Origin of the sequence: Neobacillus sp., from assembly GCF_031988165.1 — a bacterium.
GTDB classification, from domain to species: domain Bacteria; phylum Bacillota; class Bacilli; order Bacillales; family Cytobacillaceae; genus Neobacillus; species Neobacillus rhizosphaerae.
This window is the reverse complement of sequence record NZ_DALZYO010000001.1, coordinates 147,048-164,680: the sequence shown is the minus strand read 5'-3', so window position 1 is coordinate 164,680 and position 17,633 is coordinate 147,048. Positions and strand designations below refer to the sequence as shown.

Annotated in this window: 23 protein-coding genes; 5 read left to right on the top strand and 18 right to left on the bottom strand. The window is 39.1% G+C overall.

Annotated elements, in window-relative coordinates; genetic code table 11:
* Positions 1–3: 3 nt before the first annotated feature.
* Positions 4–741: a peptidylprolyl isomerase gene (locus RTR43_RS00850; protein ID WP_312468976.1), complete on the bottom strand. Its 738-nt coding sequence runs from the start codon at positions 739–741 to the stop codon at positions 4–6.
* Positions 742–866: 125 nt separating this feature from the next.
* Here RTR43_RS00850 and kapB point away from each other — a divergent pair, with 125 nt between their 5' ends.
* Positions 867–1,253 (top strand): kinase-associated lipoprotein KapB, encoded by a 387-nt coding sequence (gene kapB / locus RTR43_RS00845; protein ID WP_312468975.1) that lies wholly within the window; start codon positions 867–869, stop codon positions 1,251–1,253.
* Positions 1,254–1,289: 36 nt separating this feature from the next.
* On the opposite strand, the gene kapD is transcribed toward kapB, so the two are convergent.
* The 10 genes from kapD to RTR43_RS00795 all read right to left on the bottom strand — a co-directional run bounded on the left by kapD (position 1,290) and on the right by RTR43_RS00795 (position 9,112).
* Complete coding sequence (gene kapD, locus RTR43_RS00840) at positions 1,290–1,916, bottom strand: 3'-5' exonuclease KapD (protein WP_312469113.1); 627 nt, start codon at positions 1,914–1,916, stop codon at positions 1,290–1,292.
* 186 nt (positions 1,917–2,102) lie between these two features.
* On the bottom strand, positions 2,103–2,486 hold the full coding sequence (locus RTR43_RS00835; protein WP_396954504.1) for a hotdog fold thioesterase: 384 nt from the start codon (positions 2,484–2,486) through the stop codon (positions 2,103–2,105).
* 125 nt (positions 2,487–2,611) lie between these two features.
* Complete coding sequence (locus tag RTR43_RS00830; protein WP_312468973.1) at positions 2,612–2,857, bottom strand: hypothetical protein; 246 nt, start codon at positions 2,855–2,857, stop codon at positions 2,612–2,614.
* Between the two features lie 269 nt (positions 2,858–3,126).
* Complete coding sequence (locus RTR43_RS00825) at positions 3,127–4,635, bottom strand: leucyl aminopeptidase (protein WP_312468972.1); 1,509 nt, start codon at positions 4,633–4,635, stop codon at positions 3,127–3,129.
* 63 nt (positions 4,636–4,698) lie between these two features.
* Positions 4,699–5,079: a DUF309 domain-containing protein gene (locus tag RTR43_RS00820; RefSeq protein WP_312468970.1), complete on the bottom strand. Its 381-nt coding sequence runs from the start codon at positions 5,077–5,079 to the stop codon at positions 4,699–4,701.
* A gap of 106 nt (positions 5,080–5,185) precedes the next feature.
* A complete protein-coding gene (locus RTR43_RS00815; protein ID WP_312468969.1) occupies positions 5,186–5,794 on the bottom strand; it encodes a 3D domain-containing protein in 609 nt (202 codons plus the stop codon).
* 641 nt (positions 5,795–6,435) lie between these two features.
* Positions 6,436–6,759: a YuiB family protein gene (locus RTR43_RS00810; protein WP_248734707.1), complete on the bottom strand. Its 324-nt coding sequence runs from the start codon at positions 6,757–6,759 to the stop codon at positions 6,436–6,438.
* 268 nt (positions 6,760–7,027) lie between these two features.
* On the bottom strand, positions 7,028–7,156 hold the full coding sequence (locus RTR43_RS00805; RefSeq protein ID WP_312468967.1) for a YuiA family protein: 129 nt from the start codon (positions 7,154–7,156) through the stop codon (positions 7,028–7,030).
* A 156-nt stretch (positions 7,157–7,312) separates the two neighbouring features.
* Entirely contained in the window at positions 7,313–7,804 is a 492-nt protein-coding gene (locus RTR43_RS00800; protein ID WP_312468965.1) for an NUDIX domain-containing protein, read from the bottom strand.
* 90 nt (positions 7,805–7,894) lie between these two features.
* A complete protein-coding gene (locus RTR43_RS00795; protein WP_312468964.1) occupies positions 7,895–9,112 on the bottom strand; it encodes an NAD(P)/FAD-dependent oxidoreductase in 1,218 nt (405 codons plus the stop codon).
* Between the two features lie 468 nt (positions 9,113–9,580).
* Between RTR43_RS00795 and RTR43_RS00790 the strand changes: the two genes are divergently transcribed.
* Positions 9,581–10,582, top strand: a complete 1,002-nt coding sequence (locus RTR43_RS00790; RefSeq protein WP_312468963.1) for an NAD(P)/FAD-dependent oxidoreductase — start codon at positions 9,581–9,583, stop codon at positions 10,580–10,582.
* Between the two features lie 42 nt (positions 10,583–10,624).
* On the opposite strand, the gene RTR43_RS00785 is transcribed toward RTR43_RS00790, so the two are convergent.
* Positions 10,625–10,990: a HesB/IscA family protein gene (locus RTR43_RS00785; RefSeq protein ID WP_248734819.1), complete on the bottom strand. Its 366-nt coding sequence runs from the start codon at positions 10,988–10,990 to the stop codon at positions 10,625–10,627.
* A 129-nt stretch (positions 10,991–11,119) separates the two neighbouring features.
* Complete coding sequence (locus RTR43_RS00780) at positions 11,120–11,359, bottom strand: YuzB family protein (protein WP_248734712.1); 240 nt, start codon at positions 11,357–11,359, stop codon at positions 11,120–11,122.
* 201 nt (positions 11,360–11,560) lie between these two features.
* On the opposite strand from RTR43_RS00780, the gene RTR43_RS00775 reads away from it, so the two are divergent.
* The gene (locus RTR43_RS00775; protein ID WP_312468962.1) at positions 11,561–12,628 is read left to right on the top strand and encodes an NAD(P)/FAD-dependent oxidoreductase; all 1,068 of its coding nucleotides are present in this window, start codon (positions 11,561–11,563) and stop codon (positions 12,626–12,628) included.
* Between the two features lie 73 nt (positions 12,629–12,701).
* Here the strand turns inward: RTR43_RS00775 and RTR43_RS00770 are convergent, their stop codons facing one another.
* Positions 12,702–13,028 carry a YuzD family protein gene (locus RTR43_RS00770; protein WP_248734714.1) on the bottom strand — a complete coding sequence of 109 codons (327 nt, stop codon included), beginning with the start codon at positions 13,026–13,028 and terminating at the stop codon, positions 12,702–12,704.
* A gap of 150 nt (positions 13,029–13,178) precedes the next feature.
* On the opposite strand from RTR43_RS00770, the gene RTR43_RS00765 reads away from it, so the two are divergent.
* Complete coding sequence (locus RTR43_RS00765; RefSeq protein WP_248734715.1) at positions 13,179–13,415, top strand: NifU family protein; 237 nt, start codon at positions 13,179–13,181, stop codon at positions 13,413–13,415.
* Between the two features lie 63 nt (positions 13,416–13,478).
* Here RTR43_RS00765 and RTR43_RS00760 read toward each other — a convergent pair whose 3' ends face one another.
* Complete coding sequence (locus tag RTR43_RS00760; RefSeq protein ID WP_312468960.1) at positions 13,479–14,468, bottom strand: 2-hydroxyacid dehydrogenase; 990 nt, start codon at positions 14,466–14,468, stop codon at positions 13,479–13,481.
* A 59-nt stretch (positions 14,469–14,527) separates the two neighbouring features.
* Positions 14,528–15,535, bottom strand: a complete 1,008-nt coding sequence (gene yutH / locus RTR43_RS00755) for a spore coat putative kinase YutH (RefSeq protein WP_312468958.1) — start codon at positions 15,533–15,535, stop codon at positions 14,528–14,530.
* Between the two features lie 203 nt (positions 15,536–15,738).
* Between yutH and RTR43_RS00750 the strand changes: the two genes are divergently transcribed.
* The gene (locus RTR43_RS00750; RefSeq protein ID WP_312468957.1) at positions 15,739–16,248 is read left to right on the top strand and encodes a phosphatidylglycerophosphatase A family protein; all 510 of its coding nucleotides are present in this window, start codon (positions 15,739–15,741) and stop codon (positions 16,246–16,248) included.
* Between the two features lie 103 nt (positions 16,249–16,351).
* On the opposite strand, the gene RTR43_RS00745 is transcribed toward RTR43_RS00750, so the two are convergent.
* Positions 16,352–17,116: a TIGR01457 family HAD-type hydrolase gene (locus RTR43_RS00745; protein ID WP_312468956.1), complete on the bottom strand. Its 765-nt coding sequence runs from the start codon at positions 17,114–17,116 to the stop codon at positions 16,352–16,354.
* Between the two features lie 63 nt (positions 17,117–17,179).
* A complete protein-coding gene (locus RTR43_RS00740; RefSeq protein WP_312469112.1) occupies positions 17,180–17,617 on the bottom strand; it encodes a DUF86 domain-containing protein in 438 nt (145 codons plus the stop codon).
* Between the last annotated feature and the right edge of the window lie 16 nt (positions 17,618–17,633).

Sequence of the window (17,633 nt, the reverse complement as noted above, 5' to 3'; positions counted from 1 at the left end):
CACTTATTTTAAAACTTTAATCTTTTTAATGATGACATCTTTTTCTGGATGATCCTGGGCAGCTACTGGTGTGTCGGCAATCTTATCCACGACATCCATTCCCTCAATCACTTGGCCAAAAACAGTATGCTTATGGTCAAGCCATGGAGTTCCGCCATTTTCATAAGCAGCAATAATTTCCTTCGGATACCCTGCCTTCTCCATTTGCGACTTCATCGAATCATCGAGTTTCGTGCTTTGAACGATGAAGAACTGGCTTCCATTAGTGTTTGAGCCTGAATTAGCCATTGACAAGGCACCGCGCAGATTATAAAGATTTTTCGAGAATTCATCTTCGAATGGTTTCCCCCAAATGCTCTCACCACCAGTTCCGTTACCATTCGGATCTCCACCTTGAATCATAAAATCTTTAATGACTCTATGAAAAGTGAGTCCATCATAGTATCCCGCTTCACTATGCTTCACAAAGTTCTCTACTGCTTTCGGAGCATATTCAGGGAATAATTTGATTTTAATGTTTCCCATCGATGTTTCCATTTCAATGAGTTTCTCATTTTCTGATACCTCTGTGGAAAGCTGAGGATAGACTGCATTTGACACTTGTTGATCCCCTTCCTTCTGTTCTGTTTTTGGCGTGGACGTTTTCGATTTTGCTTCTTCTTTCTTCGTGCTTGTCCCACATGCTGCCAAGACTAGAACAATCGTCAATAATGTAAATAGCATTTGCCATTTCTTTCTCATTTATCATCCCTCCATTTTTACACTTTAACCGAAAATTTGTTTTTTTGCACTTTGTTTTTAATTTACAATAATTCATTATAGAATGGAAGAAGTAGAATAAGAAAAAATAGTAGTCAGGAGTGATCATGATGGAGGAATTTCAGGTTGGTGAGACTGTCACAGCAATCTATAAGACAGGAAAATATATCGGAGAACTAACAGAGGTACGCCCGCAGCATTATTTAGTAAGAGTCCTAGCGGTAATTAAACATCCAATGCAGGGTGACTTACACAATCCAAAAGACGCAGATGTACTTATTTTTCATGAGAGACGCGCTCTCTCCTTTAGAGAACAAGCTAATATTCCAAAACAAATGGTTAAACACTTTGAGAGTGAAATCCCTGACTATCAGGAATCCTTAAAGAAGGCCGTAGAAAAAATGAAAACGGATCTAGCGGAGACCACATCACAGTTTGCTGAAATGAGTATAAAAGCGCTTGAAACCCTCGAAAAAGATTATAAATTTAGTTAACATAAAAGGCCAAATCAAGTTTAATGATTTGGCCTTTTATGCGAATTCATTTAATAGTTTAGAAAAATCAATTCTGTCACCAATCGTCGTTGGCTCTGGTTTTTCTAAATAGCGTTTATCCTTTTCAACGAGTTTGAATATATTATAGGTAGTCAATGCATCATCGAGTGCCCGGTGATGTCTGCCTGTTCCTTCTTTTCCATATTCCTGAACAGCCTTCCATAAACCAGTTTGATTTTGGTCACCAAAAAACCTTTTATACTCCATTGATAAATCTAATTCTTTACCGTTGTTAAATGGAAAATTAATGCCCGCTTCTAAGCAATTATGCCTAAGCACTTTCATATCCATATTTCCCCAAGTTACAATGGTTGTCTCATAATGATTTTTATTGAATTCCTCCAATTTTTTTACCAGTTCATAAATCGACAGCCCTTTGTCAACCTGCTGCTGTGAAATATGTAAGAATGATTTACAGCGTTCTGATAGTTTCGGGTATTTACGGGGAGAAACAAAGGATGAAAATTGCTCGATAACCTCATTATCAACGACCGCAACGATTCCAACTTCAATGATTTCCGCGAAAAAGTCTTTCGTTCGAATATTTCGTTCTGGCATCGTAAACTCAAAATCAATGAATAAATATTGCCTTCTTTCCTTCATCATTTCACCACCTTAACTAATCCATCCTTAATACCATTATATAAAGAAACCTGTACAAAAAATTGTGCTATTTTGCTATTTTTTATTTCTTTCATTATAACATGAATTCAGTGATAATTTTTTCAATTTTTCAATAATAAACTAAAAAAGAATGGTAAATATCCATTCTTTTAAAATGAAACTATCTTATTTTTTTAGTTTCATTACAGCCATTGTACATCTTGCAACACAAATGAGGCGGTCCTGCTCATCGGTAATTTTAATATCCCAAACCATTGTTGTTTTCCCTTGATGCAGAACGGTTCCAATTGCAGTGACAACCCCCTCCGTTTTTGGACGGACATGATTCGCATTAATCTCAAGGCCTGCAACTGCTTCCGTTTCTTTATCCACTAATTCATACGCCCCAATACTTGCAACCGTTTCTGCTAGGGCAACGGATGCCCCTCCATGTAGTAAACCGAATGGCTGGCGGGTCCTTCCATCAACTGGCATGGTCGCAACAACTTTTCCCTCTCCTAAATGGGTTATTTCAATACCTAAGGCTTCAATCAATGTGTTTTCGATCATTTCCATCCCTCCGCTATGTAATTTGACTTCACCTATAACCTATTCTCCTTTTTACTTGATTTTCCCTTTTAACTAACTCTTGAATCAGAAAAAAACAGCCACAAGTGCTGTTTTTAACTTTATGATTAATAATAACCTGGATAACCCGGAGGTGGATATCCTACTGGAGGGTATCCTACTGGAGGGTATCCTACTGGTGGTGGATAGCCATAGCCACCAGGGTAGCCGTATAATGGACGAGTGGCAAAAGAAGCACCTAAACCGCCTCCCAATAACCCCCCTAAAAAGCTGAGCCCCCCTATTGCTAATGGCCAACCAAGAAATCCTATAAATCTTTGATCACCAGGGTACGGGCTTCGATAAGGGTACATGCCGCATTACCTCCTTTTTTCTGCGATACTTGCCTACACTATTTCATATGCGAAAGGGAAGAGGTTTGAGTGGGCTAAATCGTAAAGGTAGCACATCTTAAGTGCGAAGAATGAACTGAACCGTCCTGTATAAAATATATAATTGGTATTGGGGATAAATTGTCTCAGATTCGGGGTATTTCCAAGATAACCTGTATTTCAACTAAATTTCTATGCCTTTTTTTCAATAACAAGAAACAAAGCCACCGGAGAATTCGGTGGCCATGATGTTATTTTTCAATTGGTTCAAACCGTTCAACAAACAGGGCAAGCGTACGGGTCATGACTCCTGTTGCTCCTGCAGGACCAAGGTCATATGCTTTCGAAGTGGTAGCTGTTCCGGCAATATCTAAATGAACCCATGGAGTTCCTTCAGCAAATTCGCCAATAAATGCACCAGCGACAATCGCATGGCCTTCACTGCCAGGGGAATTATTTAAATCAGCAACCTTACTGTTTCTTACACGTTCCTTTTCACTTTCAAACAATGGCAATTGCCACATTTGCTCGCCAGCCTCCATCGAAGCTTCCAAAACTTGTTCATATAAGAATTCATGATTCGTCATGGCTCCAGTTGTATGCAGGCCGAGGGCAGTGATAACTCCACCTGTTAATGTAGCAATATCCACTAAATATTCTGCCCCATGGTGCTTGGCATACGTAACTGCATCCGCTAACACAAGTCGTCCTTCGGCATCCGTATTTAAAACCTCGATTGTTTTACCGCTCATTGATGTAATCACATCATCAGGCTTAAAGGCATTACCACTGATCATATTGTCTGTAGATGGAATGACAGCAACTACATTTTGCTCAGGTCTAGTTTCACCGATAATTTCCATTGCCCCAAGAACTGCAGCTGCTCCGCCCATATCGGTTTTCATCCCGACAATACCAGCTTTTGTTTTAATGGAATAACCTCCTGTATCAAAGGTGATTCCTTTTCCAACTAAACCGATAACATCTGTCCATTCATCTCTTCCTTGATATTTCAGGACAATCATTTTAGGTGGCTCAGTTGAACCTTGGTTAACGGCTAAGAAGGCACCCATACCGAGCTTTTCAATTTCCGTTTTGTCCAAAATTTCCACTTCAAACTCATATCTGGAAGCTAGATTGACTGCATAGTTAGCCATATCAGTAGCTGTCAGTAAATTACCAGGGATGTTAACCAGTGTTCTTGCAGAATTCGTTCCCTGACCAAATACATTACCAACCGTTAATGAGACCTGTACATCCTCTGCTACGAATGCTTCACTATAAACAGTGAGGTTCTCCAGTTTTCTCTCGGGTTCATTTGACTTTTGCTTATACCCCTCAAATTGGTAAGTTGCTAAGGCAAACGCTTCACTTAATGCATGTGCGGCATCCAATCCATCAAGTTTCTCCGTAACAAACGAATCTAAATAAATGGCTGTTTCCTCTAGCTTGCTTGCTTTGACATCCTTAAACAGTTTGCCAAATGACTCTTTTAGTTTGTCAAAGGTTAAATCCTTTTCTTTTCCAAGTCCGACAAACCATATCCGTTTTGAACCAATTTTTCCGAAGCTATGTACCTTACTGATACTTTTTAACTTAGCCGAAATATCACCTGATTTTACTAGCTCTGTAAGCTGACCATTAAATTGTGTATCCAGCTTGGCCAAAGATCCCGAAAATTTTTCCGGTTTGTCCAAAAGACCGATGACCAATCCTTCATGAACAGTTGCCAGATCGAATTCTTTTATTACATGAAACATTTCCACAACACCTCCGTATTATACGAATTTATTATACCGAAAATGCGTGATTATTTCGACTAACTAATCATTTTCCATGTATAACAGCAATCGAGGCAGCTGGGGCAAATTTCCCACACTTTCAAACGGTACCCGGTCGATATTCTTTGGAAAAAGGTTTTGGCATTGTTCAATGAATGGATAGACCTTTTCTAAATCCAATCCCCAAAATTTCGGGCGGTAGGCTTGCAGATAGTCATGGGCTGTTTGCATCATCATCCTTGCTCCTTTAACATTTCCATACTCATAATGGTAGATCGCTACACTCATTTGTAGAAGGCCCTTTAAAAACAAGTTATCCTTATCAGTCATCCACATTTCTTCGAGTAAATCATGGCAAGTGTAATAATCCCCTTCATTAAAGCTGACAAAAAACTCATAGTATTCAATTGGGTAATGATCCATGAAAATCCCTTCCCCTTTATTTCAACAATGATTTATTCTCATTTTAAGGGAAAAAGAAGTTCACTTCCATAACCACAAAAAAGAAAAACAGGCTAGAGGCCTGTCCTTATCTTTTTTCAGAGCTTATATACTGTTGGCGAAATACTTGCATCGCTTTATCTTCATTTAACGCTTTTAATGCTTCCTCGGTTAGTTTCCCATTACCTTTTTCAACAATATAAACATCTAGCTTTTTTTTACCCCATTTAGTATAAACATCTTCAACGGTTTCATAATAAAGGTCCAGTCTGTCACCCTTAATAGCCCCCCCTTTATCAGCAACCACTCCATAGCCGTACTCAGGGATAAATAGGATGGTACCAATAGGAAAAACGGTTAAATCTGCTGCTATAGTTGAAAATAAATCACGCTTAACTTTTACTCCTGAGTAGGTAATCCCGTATTCCGGATGGCCTTTTCTTTTTCCAGTAGATTCCACTCCCGCTGTATAGCCAGTAGCAGTAACTGTATGCTTAGGATACTTCGACCAATCAATAGAATCCTCTAATGATGGTTGTGTTCCCGAAACAGTTTGGTTTGACGAGACCAGAGCCGTTAAATGAGTAATGAGCAATTGCGCATTTACTCCAGATATGGATTGGAAGGTTGCAAATAATGCCATAATAAATAGGGCGACCATCGCAAACCGCTTTGTCCAATTTTTAATATTATTCATTAAAATTTTCACTCCTCCCAAAATATTCATTCCCAAACTGTAGGGAATTATTCAAAACAGGAGTGAAGAAATTTTTTCCAATAGTGCTTTATGAAAAAAAAAGGCAGTTTTCGCAAACATTGTTGCTTTTCAGTTATCAATAACCTTTATTTCAAAAAAATAGATTTCCCACGCAGATTGAATGGTTCAATTTGACCATCAATGATTCTGCTCACATAGGCGACCATCTATAGTCTTTTTCTGTTCGTCAGTAACCACCATTGCTACCATACCTGCTCTTTTTTTAGGTTTTCGGTCGTCAATACCCCTTATTGGCTACCAGTCCTGCTCTTTTTTTCCGTTTTCGGTCGTCAATACTCCTTATTGGCTACCAGCCCTGCTCTTTTTTCTCGTTTTCGGTCGTCAATACCCCTTATTGGCTACCAGCCCTGCTCTTTTTTTCCGTTTTCGGTCGTCAATACCGCTTATTGGCTACCAGCCCTTCTCTTTTTTTCTGTTTTCGGTCGTCAATACCGCTTATTGGCTACCAGCCCTGCTCTTTTTTCTCGTTTTCGGTCGTCAAATGATCTTAACTCAATAAAAGCAACAATCTCTTAGAAAAGAGCCCAAAAAAAAGACTTCTTACCCGGTAGGCAAAAAGTCTAAAACATTTGGTAGCCGTTTTTCCGTAACAGCTTTATCGTCAATCCCGCTGCGATTGCTCCAGCAAATCCACTCACCAAAATGAGAATATCTGCCGTTGCTAAAGAGCCGAATCGCTGTCCCAGTTCTTGAAAGGCAGCTTTACTATTTGTAAAATATTCACTAAAACTCACTTTATCAACAATAAAAATAGCCACAATAGGGTAAACTATCGCCATAACCCATGACATTCTTAGCAGCATATTCAAGATAAATCCAATTCCAAAAAACAACACAAAAAATAACAATATCGATATAATCAAGACAACAATGCTCATGTGCATTGAAATTCCCCCTTTATCACGCATTAACAGACAATTAAACCCACACCTCAATGATGAGCATTATCAAAGTAGAATAATATACACAAAGGCCCGATTGGTTCAATTACAATCAGTTGAGGATGGAAAAATCCCCCACTTTTTGATATTTCACCTTATGCATCAACATTTAGTGTACTTAATGTCGAAAGGGGAGTCAATACAAACTACTTATCGTTTACAAAAAAAAGAGCCCTTCGAAGTCAATTCGAAGAAGCAGTAGTGGCTTTTATTATAAATCCTTTTTCTTACCAGATCCCCCGCAGCAGGAACAAGTTTCTGATCCTCCAAGTACCAATTGAAAATAGCCAACTCCCGAACAGTATTCACAATTTTTTGTATCCAAGCTCTTAACTTTCATCCCTATCATCTCCTTGAAATATTAACTTAATTTTCTGATAATATACCAAGAATATTAAAAAAAGAAAAGAGCGAAATTCTTGCAAAATCCCATAAGAAAACGGATACATAGTAAGTTTTCTTTCATTATCATGATGTTACTTAAGTTTTCAAAAAATTACAAAAATATTTTATAAGCTGTATAACCAAACTGATCACCAGGGTTTATTCCTTCAATTCCCGGCTTAACGGTGGATTCATTTTGATTCATGAGATACCGCAATAGAATGGAAGCTCCTTTATCATGGATAAGTTCAGCGGGGGCGATAAACCGTGCATCATAAAGTTCATTTTCCTGAGGAATAACTCTTCCTTCCCCGGCTGGCTCTAATAAGAATAGAATCATGTTATCACTGATTTCCCCTTTAATAACACCGGTCCTAAGGCCAATCAGACCGGTTACCACGCAATCAATACCGGTTTCTTCCTTTACTTCTCTGAGAACCGCTTCATCGGCCGTTTCTCCCGCCTCGACAAAGCCTGCTGGCAGGGACCATTGTCCTTTTAAGCCGCCGTATCTTTTCTTCACCACAAGCCAGTGACCCTCACTAGACTTAACCAACCCAGAAACCGCTAACCAAACCTTCCCCCGTTTTTCCCGACTGCTCATCAAAACACACACTCCTTATGTAAAACTCATTTATTCAATCATACCAAAAAGGGACAGAAAGTTTCTCTGTCCCTTTGGATACAATAATTTTTAGAATACCTTAAATTTTCCTTTTTTCAATACAAGACCAGCTCCGCCAATCATGAAAAGTGAGCGATTATCAACTACCTTTTTCATGAATGCTGCTTTTGATCCAGTAATTTTTTTCCCAAACACAACACCGATAGCATCATCATCACCAAGTGAGCAAACTGTTCCTTTATTATCAAACTTAAAGGCTTCAAGCTCTGTCTTGTTACGTACTAATGCGGCAATGTTCCGGGCAACAAGCTCACCTTGCTGCATTGCAATTTGAGCAGTTGGTGGATATGGGCGATTGATTTCTTCATTAATGACAAGGGAACTGTCACCGATAATGAAGACCTCGTCAAATCCAGGAACACGAAGATCAGGTTGTACCTTTACACGACCTCTCATTGCTTCAAAACCAGATTTCTCAATAATGGAGTTTCCGCGAACACCTGCTGCCCAAACAACAGTTCCCACCTTAATTTCACGCGGCTCATCTTCACCCTTTGCGACAAAAATCCCGTCAGGAGTTGCTTCCTTAATCGCCGTTCCAATTAAAAATTCTACACCTTTACGCTCTAATAACGAAACTGCATAATTAACTAATTCTGGATCAAAACCAGGCAAGACAGTCGGTGCCGCTTCGACACAGGTAATTTTCACTTTATGGAAATCAACATCATACTCATGGCATAATTCTGGGATTCTGTTCGCTAATTCGCCAAGGAATTCAATCCCCGTAAATCCTGCACCACCCACAACTATGGATAAACGATTATCATTCTTCTCTTCTTCCATGTTGTATGTGGCAAATTGGTATTCAATATGCTCACGTAATTGTCGAGCAGAGTTCACATTCGTAATTCCAAAGGCATATTCTTTTAAACCTTTAATACCGAATGTTTCTGACTCACCGCCGAGTGCAATAACAAGGTAGTCATAATTGACTTCACCTTTTTCTAAAATGACTATCTTTTCTTCTTTATTTATCTCTACTACTGTATCTTGAACAAAATCAACCTTACTGCGGTCAATCACATCACGAATATCATATCGAACCTTATCATGATGGAGCGTACCTGCTGAAGCTTCATGTAACCATGTTGTTTCATAATGGTAGTCATTTTTATTAATTAATACGATATCTGCTTCATTAATACCAATTAACTTTTGTAAACGCACAGTTGTCATAAGTCCGCCGTAACCAGCACCAATAATAACAATTTTAGGCTTTCTCAAAGTGATTCTTCCACCTTTTTAGTATTTTTTATTAATTCCTCTTTTGCTTATCTTCCACTGCATTAACCATTTTTATTTTGCTTAGCAGAAAAATGTATGTGATATAATTCACGAGTGGGGCTACAGAAAAATTTCTAATCGCAAGCACATAGGAAAACGACATAGATTAAATACTTATGCATAGCAAGCTGTAATGGTTTTCCTACTGGTCACAAAAATGTGCTTTTTTTGTCACAAAATATTAACAATATATCCACATTACATCTTATGCTACTTTCACTCTATTTTCAAGTGATTTATATAAAATAATTATCATTAGAATATTAGCAATTTTAACATTCCCGTATTCGATAATTATTTAAAATTTATCGTCAGTATCAATATTTCCCTATAAAGAATGTGAGGATTTTTTTATTTTATGATATTATAGTGAGTGGAGTTTGTTACTACTAGTTGGGGGGATCTGGAGTGCAAGAAAATCAAAGAGTTTATGACATAACCATTATCGGAGGAGGCCCTGTCGGTCTTTTTACTGCCTTTTACGGAGGAATGAGACAAGCATCCGTGAAAATCATTGAAAGCTTACCACAGCTAGGCGGTCAATTATCGGCGCTCTATCCGGAGAAATATATTTATGATGTAGCTGGTTTTCCAAAAGTTCGTGCACAAGAGTTAATCAATAATTTAAAAGAACAGATGGCCAAGTTTGAACCTGCTGTCGCGCTTGAACAATCTGTTGAAAAGCTAGAAAAGCTCGAAGATGGTACTTTCAAACTAACGACTAATTCTGAGGTCCATTATTCTAAAACTATTATCATTACTGCTGGAAACGGTGCATTCCAACCACGCCGCTTAGAGCTTGAAAGTGCCGCCCAATATGACAAGAAAAACCTATACTATTTTATTGAAGATTTAAATCAATTTGCTGGTCAAAAAGTAGTGGTCTTTGGCGGCGGGGATTCAGCGGTTGACTGGGCCTTAATGCTTGAACCAATTGCTGAAAAAGTAACGATTGTTCACCGCCGGGATAAATTCCGTGCCCATGAGCACAGTGTTGAGAACTTGTACAATTCAAAAGTGGATGTAAAAACACCATTTGTTCCTGCTGAATTGATTGGCGATGATAACGGCAACATTAAGCAAGTAGTCCTTGGAAGTGTTGACGGAGAAAGCAAAGAAACGATTGATGTCGACGCAGTTATTTGTAACTATGGCTTTGTTTCTTCACTTGGGCCAATTAAAGAATGGGGTCTTGAAATCGAAAAGAACTCGATTGTCGTGAATTCAAAAATGGAAACGAATACACCGGGAATTTATGCAGCTGGAGATATTTGCACCTATGATGGAAAAGTAAAATTAATTGCCTGCGGATTTGGTGAAGCACCAACAGCTGTAAACAATGCGAAAGCATTTATCGATCCAAAAGCAAAGATTCAGCCTCTGCACAGTTCATCGATGTTTAATAAATAAAAGTAAAAGGCGTCCAACATCGGGCGCCTTTTATTTTGTATATTAGCATTCCTCAGGTGTACCAGTTGCCGTTGCTGTACGGAACGATGACCCGCAGCCACATGATGCAATGGCATTTGGATTTTCGATGGTAAAGCCGCCGCCCATCATTGATTCTTTATAATCAATTTTGGTCCCTTGTAGAATAGAGGCACTCTCTTTATCAACTAGAACTTGGATGCCATGCTGCTCAAAATGAAGGTCCTCTTCCTTCACCTCATGGTCAAAGCCCATTCCATAGGATAGCCCGCTGCAGCCGCCGCCTTTTACACTGACACGTAAAAGAGCACCTTCTTCTTCGTTATGTTTCATCATATCCTTAATATGCAGTGACGCTGCTTCAGTTAATATAACTACATCTTTGCTCATCATAATTCCCCCTTTTTTGAGGCTTTATATATAGTATATACACATAGGATTTAGGACTCAACTGATTAGATTCCAATAATATAATATATGACAGCTATATAAAAAGAGAGCGACCTTGCTCCCTTTAAATTAAAACATTGGATTTTCTTCCAGGTATTGATAAATATTATCGACCAGTACATCAGGTGTGCTCCCAGTTACGATCTCACCATTAACAAGAGCATAAAGAGTGGTGGCACATTTTCCACAATATCCGAGACATCCATATTCAATAATATCCAAGTTAGGATCTTTTTGTAGTTTTTCAAGTGCCTTTTGAGCACCATTTGCCAGGTTGCTAATACAAAATTCAATGATAGGTTTAATCATTGCTCTCACCTCTCCACAATTAATTATCCTACCCTAATTAACCCGCTAGGTCAATTACCATGCCCATAGCATACTGTCAAGAATAGTATGAAAAATGTTGTTATTTGGACACAATTTAGATATACTCTTATGAGGAAAAGAAACAGAATATTATTCTAATATATTTTATATGAAAACCGGATAAACAAAGGGGAATTAACCATGAAAAACCTTGTGATTCTCGGTGGGGGATACGGTGGGATGAAGATTCTAAACGAACTTCTTCCACACCATTTACCAGAAGACGTGACGATTACATTAATCGACCGGGTTCCATACCACTGCTTAAAAACGGAATACTATGCATTAGCTGCTGGAACGATTTCTGATAAAGAAATACGGGTTGCTTTCCCAGAACATCCTCGTTTAGAAGTGAAATACGGTGAAGTCACAGGCATCGATGCAAAGAATCAAAAAATAATCATCAAAGATGCAGAACCAGTTGCTTACGATGATTTAGTGATTGGCCTCGGCTGTGAAGACAAATACCACGGTGTTCCCGGCGCGGACCAATTCACTTACAGTATCCAAAGCATTGATAAATCCAGGCTCACCTACTCTATATTAAACAATCTTGGACCAGGGTCTGTTGTCGGTATTGTTGGTGCAGGTTTGAGCGGAGTAGAGTTAGCAAGTGAATTAAGTGAAAGCCGTGAAGATCTAAACATCAAATTATTTGATCGTGGAAAACATATTCTATCATCGTTCCCAGAACGTTTAAGTAAATATGTTGAAAATTGGTTTATTAGAAACAATGTAGAAATTATCAATGGTTCCAATATTACCAAAGTGGAAGAAAAGCGTTTATATAATCACCACGAGCCAATAGATTGTGATGTGATTGTTTGGACCGCAGGAATTCAAGCCAACCAAATTGTTCGTAATATGGATGAAGAAAAGGATCAACTGGGGAGATTGATTATCACCCCGATCCACCATTTGCCTCATGACGAACATGTTTTTATTGTCGGGGACTGTGCAAGCCTTCCACATGCTCCAAGTGCCCAATTGGCTGAAGGACAGGCTGAACAAATTGTTGAAGTCTTAAAAAGACGTTGGAAAGGCGAAGAGCCTCCTGCTTCCTTCCCACAAATTAAATTAAAGGGAGTCCTAGGTTCCCTTGGGAAAAAGCATGGCTTTGGGATGATGGCCGATCGTCCTATCACAGGACGTGTCGCCCGCTTATTAAAATCAGGAATTCTATGGATGTATAAATTTCACAATGGGTAAAAAAGAAAAGCGGAAGCGACCGTTTGATATTAATAAAAAGGACATTCCATTTGAATCTGGAATGTCCCTTTTTTTACACTGCTTTATACCCATGTTTCTCAAGTTCGGCAAAAATAGTTTTTAAACGTGGGTTTCCTTCGCCAACTACTTTTTCTTTAATGACGACAACTGGATAAAACATATCCTCTTCGATTACTTTTTTTGCAAAATTAACTTTTTCACTATCTCCTACGGGCTGATAGATATCAACATATTTCATTTTAAAGGGCTGCTCGGGAAACTTTCTGGCAATGGCAGCTTCCAGCCATTCATAGGTTTCCTTAGACGAAGGTAAATTCACACAGCTTGGACATAATTGTTCAGCACCATAAAGTACAATTTCCACTTCATTCGTATTCATATAACCATTCCCAACGTTTTTCTTATATTTTACAATAACTATAGAGTAAAAACTAAGAAATAGTTTTTAAATGTGTCTTTTCCTAATTTCTGAGAATGGATTTTTAACACCGTTGACATTATAATGTAGATAGGAAAGGAGTCGATTAACATGGAAGAACAAGCAATGTTTGAGCAAGTCCAAGAAGTATTAGATAAATTACGTCCATTTCTTCTTCGTGATGGCGGGGATTGCGAATTAGTAGATGTAGAGGATGGTATTGTTAAGCTCCGCTTGCTAGGTGCATGTGGCAGCTGCCCAAGCTCAACCATCACATTAAAAGCCGGCATCGAAAGAGCTCTTTTAGAAGAAGTTCCAGGCGTTGTCGAAGTAGAACAAGTATTTTAATAAAACCATAAAAAACAGCGATTGCCAGTAGCGGCAATCGCTTTACTATTTTTCAAGCTTGAATTAAACCCTAACTAAGGGCTTCCACTCTTTATTCACCAGTGTTTTTGGCTTGTTTCCCTCAAGGACGGACTCGATATTATCAATACAGAGCTGCATCATCGCAGTTCTCGTTTCTACACTAGAGCTGCCAATATGCGGCAGAGCGACTACGTTTGGAAGCTGTAGTAATGGATGATCTGCATTAATTGGCTCCTTTTCAAACACATCGAGACCTGCTCCTGAAATTTCACCCGCCACTAATGCCTCATATAAAGCCTGTTCATCCACAACCGGTCCTCTTGAAGCGTTAATAAAAATGGCAGACCGTTTCATTTGATTAAAGACTTCTCGAGTAAACATGTTTTTTGTTTCTTCCGTTAGCGGTGTTAAACAGACAATGTAATCTGACTTTCCAACAAGCTCCTCAAAAGATGCATACACTGCACCCAGCTGTTGCTCAACCTCGGGCTTTCTCGTCCGGTTATGATAAAGGATATTCATCTCAAATCCTGTCGCCCGTCTCGCAACAGCTTCACCAATTTTCCCCATACCGACAATCCCGATTGTCTTATGATGAATATCATGCCCTGCTAATAATAACGGGCTCCAGCTCTTCCAATTCCCTTCTTTCACAACCTCTGCTGCTTCAACAATCCTCCGTGCCGCTGCCATTAGTAAGCCGAACGTTAAATCAGCCGTCGTATCTGTCAGCACATCCGGTGTATTACAAATGGCAATCCCTTCTCTGCATGCTGTCTTTACATCAATATTGTCAAAACCAACAGCAAGGTTTGCGATAACCTTTAAATTATCCCCTGCCGTTAAAACAGTTTCATCAATGGCATCGGACAACATTGTCATTAGGGCATCCGCTTTTCTTGCTTCTAACAACAATACCTCTTTCGGGACTGGAACATCTTCATAGTCCCACATTCCCACATCAAATTTTTGCTGCATTTCATTTATTACAGCGTCTGGAAGCTTTCGCGTAATATAAATGTAAGGTCTCATGCTGCATTCCCTTTCTTTATTTCTTTAGCTCATTTTATTTTATCACAAAAGATTGCAGACTATTTAAAAAGCCACTCTAGCTGTGGCAGGTTCAAACGATTAATGGGCGCTCCGGCTATTTGAAAGAACCCAGCTAAAAACCGTTCATACTCGCTTGATTGTCTTAAAATCTTACTTAGCTGCTCCTCACAGATTTTCTTTTCCTGTTCGGAACGCGTTATATAATAATTTTCAATACATTCAAAGTAGTGAAGTGGAAAGATGATGCGCGAATATAATAATCGCCAAGAAAAGGAAGATAACGGTTCAATACTTTGGTACTCTGCAAAAAACTGCCTAAGGTCCACATCATAGGTTTGGAAATTACGAAAATATCTCTCCCTTGTCCACTCGGCTAAATCACGGCTTCGATGATCAAAAACCCAGTCAAACGGATTTTTAATCATATAATGGTTGCCCCATGTTTTTTGGGAAAAACGATCATGACAAACAGTGCCGCTATCCGTTTCCAGTGGTTCATCATCAAGCTCCGTATCAACCAAATATTGAATAGCATTCTCCGTTAAACCAAGATAATAAGGGAACGATTCAACAAACATTCGTTCAAACTCATCTTCCGGTGTTTGAAAAAGTAGACCATTCCAAACCTTTTCCATTTGCTCTAACCGCTTTTCCCACAGCGACTTCCATTGTCCAATCCTGCTCGATCTCTCGATTTGAAAAGGAACTCTCCTGCCGCGAGCGTGGAATTTGGCAAGCTTCCGCCCAAGCCTTATTTTTCGTGGTTCATCGCTTTGCCGATTTGCTAATACACAATATTTATTTTTTTCCCATTCTGAAATTAATTGGCCATCCTTTGTTGGCAAAAATAGGGGGACATGTTGATCCCCATAGTTTCTTAAATGCTCGGCAATTTTTCCAAGCTCGGTAATATCATCTTCTTCTTTACCGGCCGGATTCGAAATGATATACAGCCAGCCATTCCCTCGTAGTGCCTCAAGGGTATCTAATTTTACATATTCCTGTGCCGTGATGCCATACTGATTTTCAAGCATTTTTTGAAGCATCCGAGTCCCCACCTCTTCTTCAAACCTTTTCTTAAGTCATGTATATGTATTAGCCTTGGAAAACTTGTTGTTTTCACTTTTTTTTCACAGAGAATGTTGCAAGGAAAAGGCATATTTTGTATAGGACTATTACACTCAAAATTGCATATCTTATGGAAATAGAGTATATATAGTGAAAATACAAAGAAAAGGTGATCAAAGGAATGGCTGACGACAAAAAAGTTGATCTTACCGAAGAAACTGCACGCAGATGGCTGAAAGAAAGAGGCGTCGAAGTTCAAGATATGGCCGATTTAGTTTTCTTTTTACAGGAAAAATATCATGAAAACTTAAAGATGGAAGACTGTTTGGCAAACGTGGAACGTGTCCTTTCGAAACGAGAGGTTCAAAACGCCATCATCACCGGAATCCAACTAGATGTGCTTGCTGAGAAAGGTATGTTAGAAGAACCTCTCCAATCGATCATTGGCAGCGATGAGAGTCTTTATGGAGTTGATGAAATATTAGCCTTTTCAATTGTTAATGTGTATGGTTCCATTGGGTTCACGAATTATGGATACATCGATAAACTAAAGCCCGGGATATTAGCGCATTTAAATGATAAATCCACAGGGGAATGTCATACCTTTTTAGATGATATTGTGGGCGCGATAGCAGCTGCGGCATCAAGCAGACTGGCACATCGGGCTGCAAGAGCTGAGAAAGAAAAATAATAATCGATTGGTGAAGACAGATGCGAAGTTACATTTATGCCTGAGAGGAAAGTTTCCTTTCCTCTCGGTCAAATTAAAAGGATGGGGCGCCCCCATCCTTTTGTTATATTTCCCACTGATCTAATGTATCAATTGTATAAGTCGGCATTCGCTCATAGCCGGCAAGCAATTCTTTCGTCGTTACACCAGTATGAACTAGTAGCGTGTCCATGCCGGCATTCATTCCTGCTAAAATGTCGGTATCATAATAATCGCCGACCATCAGCGTCTCTTCTTTTGCTGTGCCTAACACCTTTAATGCCTGCTCCATAATAATAGATTCTGGCTTGCCGATAAAGATCGGCTTTGTTTGCGTGGAAACAGTAATAACCGATGTTAGAGATCCATTGCCTGGCAGTAGTCCTCTTTCCGTTGGAATGGCAATGTCACCGTTGGTAGAAATAAATGTCGCACCATTGCGCACGGCTAAACATGCGACGGTTAATTTTTCATAGCTGATGGATCGATCAATCCCCACAACCACGAAGTCCGCCTTCTCCCCTGCCAATCGAAGTCCTTTTTCCTCTAGAGCTGCTCTAATTCCTTCTTCACCAATGACATAGACAGACGCGTCGTTTTTTAATTCAAAAATGTAATTTGCGGTTGCCTGGCTTGTCGTAAACACAAGCTTTTCTTCCGCTGGGATGTCAAAGTCAAGAAGTTTTTCAGCTACCTGTGCCGGCGTCCTCGATGAATTATTCGTAACAAATAAGTAAGGTATCCCCTTATCCCGAAGTTGTTTAACAAAATCAGAGGCTGCTTCAATCCGCTCTGTTCCTTTGTACATGGTTCCATCTAAATCAATTAAATAACCTTTATAATTTTTCAAAAAAATCACTCCTTAAAAAATATCATGCCCATCTAAAAAAAGACCGCGCTAACGGTCTAGAAATTAGTTTTTAAATGCCGATACCGGCCCTAACTCATTAGCAAGGTAATCACGTACATTTTCAGCAAAAGTCACCAATTCAGGAAGATAGGTTGAAAATGGCTGATGCAGCTCGCTATGATCAATTGCTATGTAATCTTGGACAAGTTTTTTGCGATATTGAATAAGGATTTTTAAACGTTCTCCTGTTTCCGAAGAAATAACTTTTTCATCGATTAAAATGTCAATAATGTCGTCATAGCTACCAGGGTCTCGCATGATAAAACCATCAATCATAGCATTTCCGACATCTAAGACAGACTCAATCATCATTTGGCTTAAACGCTCTAATGCTGCTTTTTCGAGTGGTGTTGACCAAGCCTTTTGGTTTCTGAAAAGAGTGACTTGTCCTTCTAAATAGATTAACGTTGCTTCAATTTTTTCACTGTCAACAAAATACATATCTTCCACTTCCTCC

What these genes read in the sequence shown, in the direction of transcription:
- RTR43_RS00750 (WP_312468957.1), top strand. Translation starts at nt 15,739, where the DNA reads ATGGCTGACGACAAAAAAGTTGATCTTACCGAAGAAACTGCACGCAGA.
- kapD (WP_312469113.1), bottom strand. Translation starts at nt 1,916, where the DNA reads ATGAAGGAAAGAAGGCAATATTTATTCATTGATTTTGAGTTTACGATG.
- RTR43_RS00760 (WP_312468960.1), bottom strand. Translation starts at nt 14,468, where the DNA reads ATGAGACCTTACATTTATATTACGCGAAAGCTTCCAGACGCTGTAATA.
- RTR43_RS00780 (WP_248734712.1), bottom strand. Translation starts at nt 11,359, where the DNA reads ATGATTAAACCTATCATTGAATTTTGTATTAGCAACCTGGCAAATGGT.
- RTR43_RS00810 (WP_248734707.1), bottom strand. Translation starts at nt 6,759, where the DNA reads ATGCACATGAGCATTGTTGTCTTGATTATATCGATATTGTTATTTTTT.
- RTR43_RS00765 (WP_248734715.1), top strand. Translation starts at nt 13,179, where the DNA reads ATGGAAGAACAAGCAATGTTTGAGCAAGTCCAAGAAGTATTAGATAAA.
- RTR43_RS00830 (WP_312468973.1), bottom strand. Translation starts at nt 2,857, where the DNA reads ATGTACCCTTATCGAAGCCCGTACCCTGGTGATCAAAGATTTATAGGA.
- RTR43_RS00835 (WP_396954504.1), bottom strand. Translation starts at nt 2,486, where the DNA reads ATGATCGAAAACACATTGATTGAAGCCTTAGGTATTGAAATAACCCAT.
- RTR43_RS00820 (WP_312468970.1), bottom strand. Translation starts at nt 5,079, where the DNA reads ATGGATCATTACCCAATTGAATACTATGAGTTTTTTGTCAGCTTTAAT.
- RTR43_RS00815 (WP_312468969.1), bottom strand. Translation starts at nt 5,794, where the DNA reads ATGAATAATATTAAAAATTGGACAAAGCGGTTTGCGATGGTCGCCCTA.
- RTR43_RS00770 (WP_248734714.1), bottom strand. Translation starts at nt 13,028, where the DNA reads ATGAATACGAATGAAGTGGAAATTGTACTTTATGGTGCTGAACAATTA.
- RTR43_RS00805 (WP_312468967.1), bottom strand. Translation starts at nt 7,156, where the DNA reads ATGAAAGTTAAGAGCTTGGATACAAAAAATTGTGAATACTGTTCGGGA.
- RTR43_RS00740 (WP_312469112.1), bottom strand. Translation starts at nt 17,617, where the DNA reads ATGTATTTTGTTGACAGTGAAAAAATTGAAGCAACGTTAATCTATTTA.
- RTR43_RS00800 (WP_312468965.1), bottom strand. Translation starts at nt 7,804, where the DNA reads ATGAGCAGTCGGGAAAAACGGGGGAAGGTTTGGTTAGCGGTTTCTGGG.
- RTR43_RS00785 (WP_248734819.1), bottom strand. Translation starts at nt 10,990, where the DNA reads ATGAGCAAAGATGTAGTTATATTAACTGAAGCAGCGTCACTGCATATT.
- RTR43_RS00850 (WP_312468976.1), bottom strand. Translation starts at nt 741, where the DNA reads ATGAGAAAGAAATGGCAAATGCTATTTACATTATTGACGATTGTTCTA.
- RTR43_RS00775 (WP_312468962.1), top strand. Translation starts at nt 11,561, where the DNA reads ATGAAAAACCTTGTGATTCTCGGTGGGGGATACGGTGGGATGAAGATT.
- yutH (WP_312468958.1), bottom strand. Translation starts at nt 15,535, where the DNA reads ATGCTTCAAAAAATGCTTGAAAATCAGTATGGCATCACGGCACAGGAA.
- RTR43_RS00825 (WP_312468972.1), bottom strand. Translation starts at nt 4,635, where the DNA reads ATGTTTCATGTAATAAAAGAATTCGATCTGGCAACTGTTCATGAAGGA.
- kapB (WP_312468975.1), top strand. Translation starts at nt 867, where the DNA reads ATGATGGAGGAATTTCAGGTTGGTGAGACTGTCACAGCAATCTATAAG.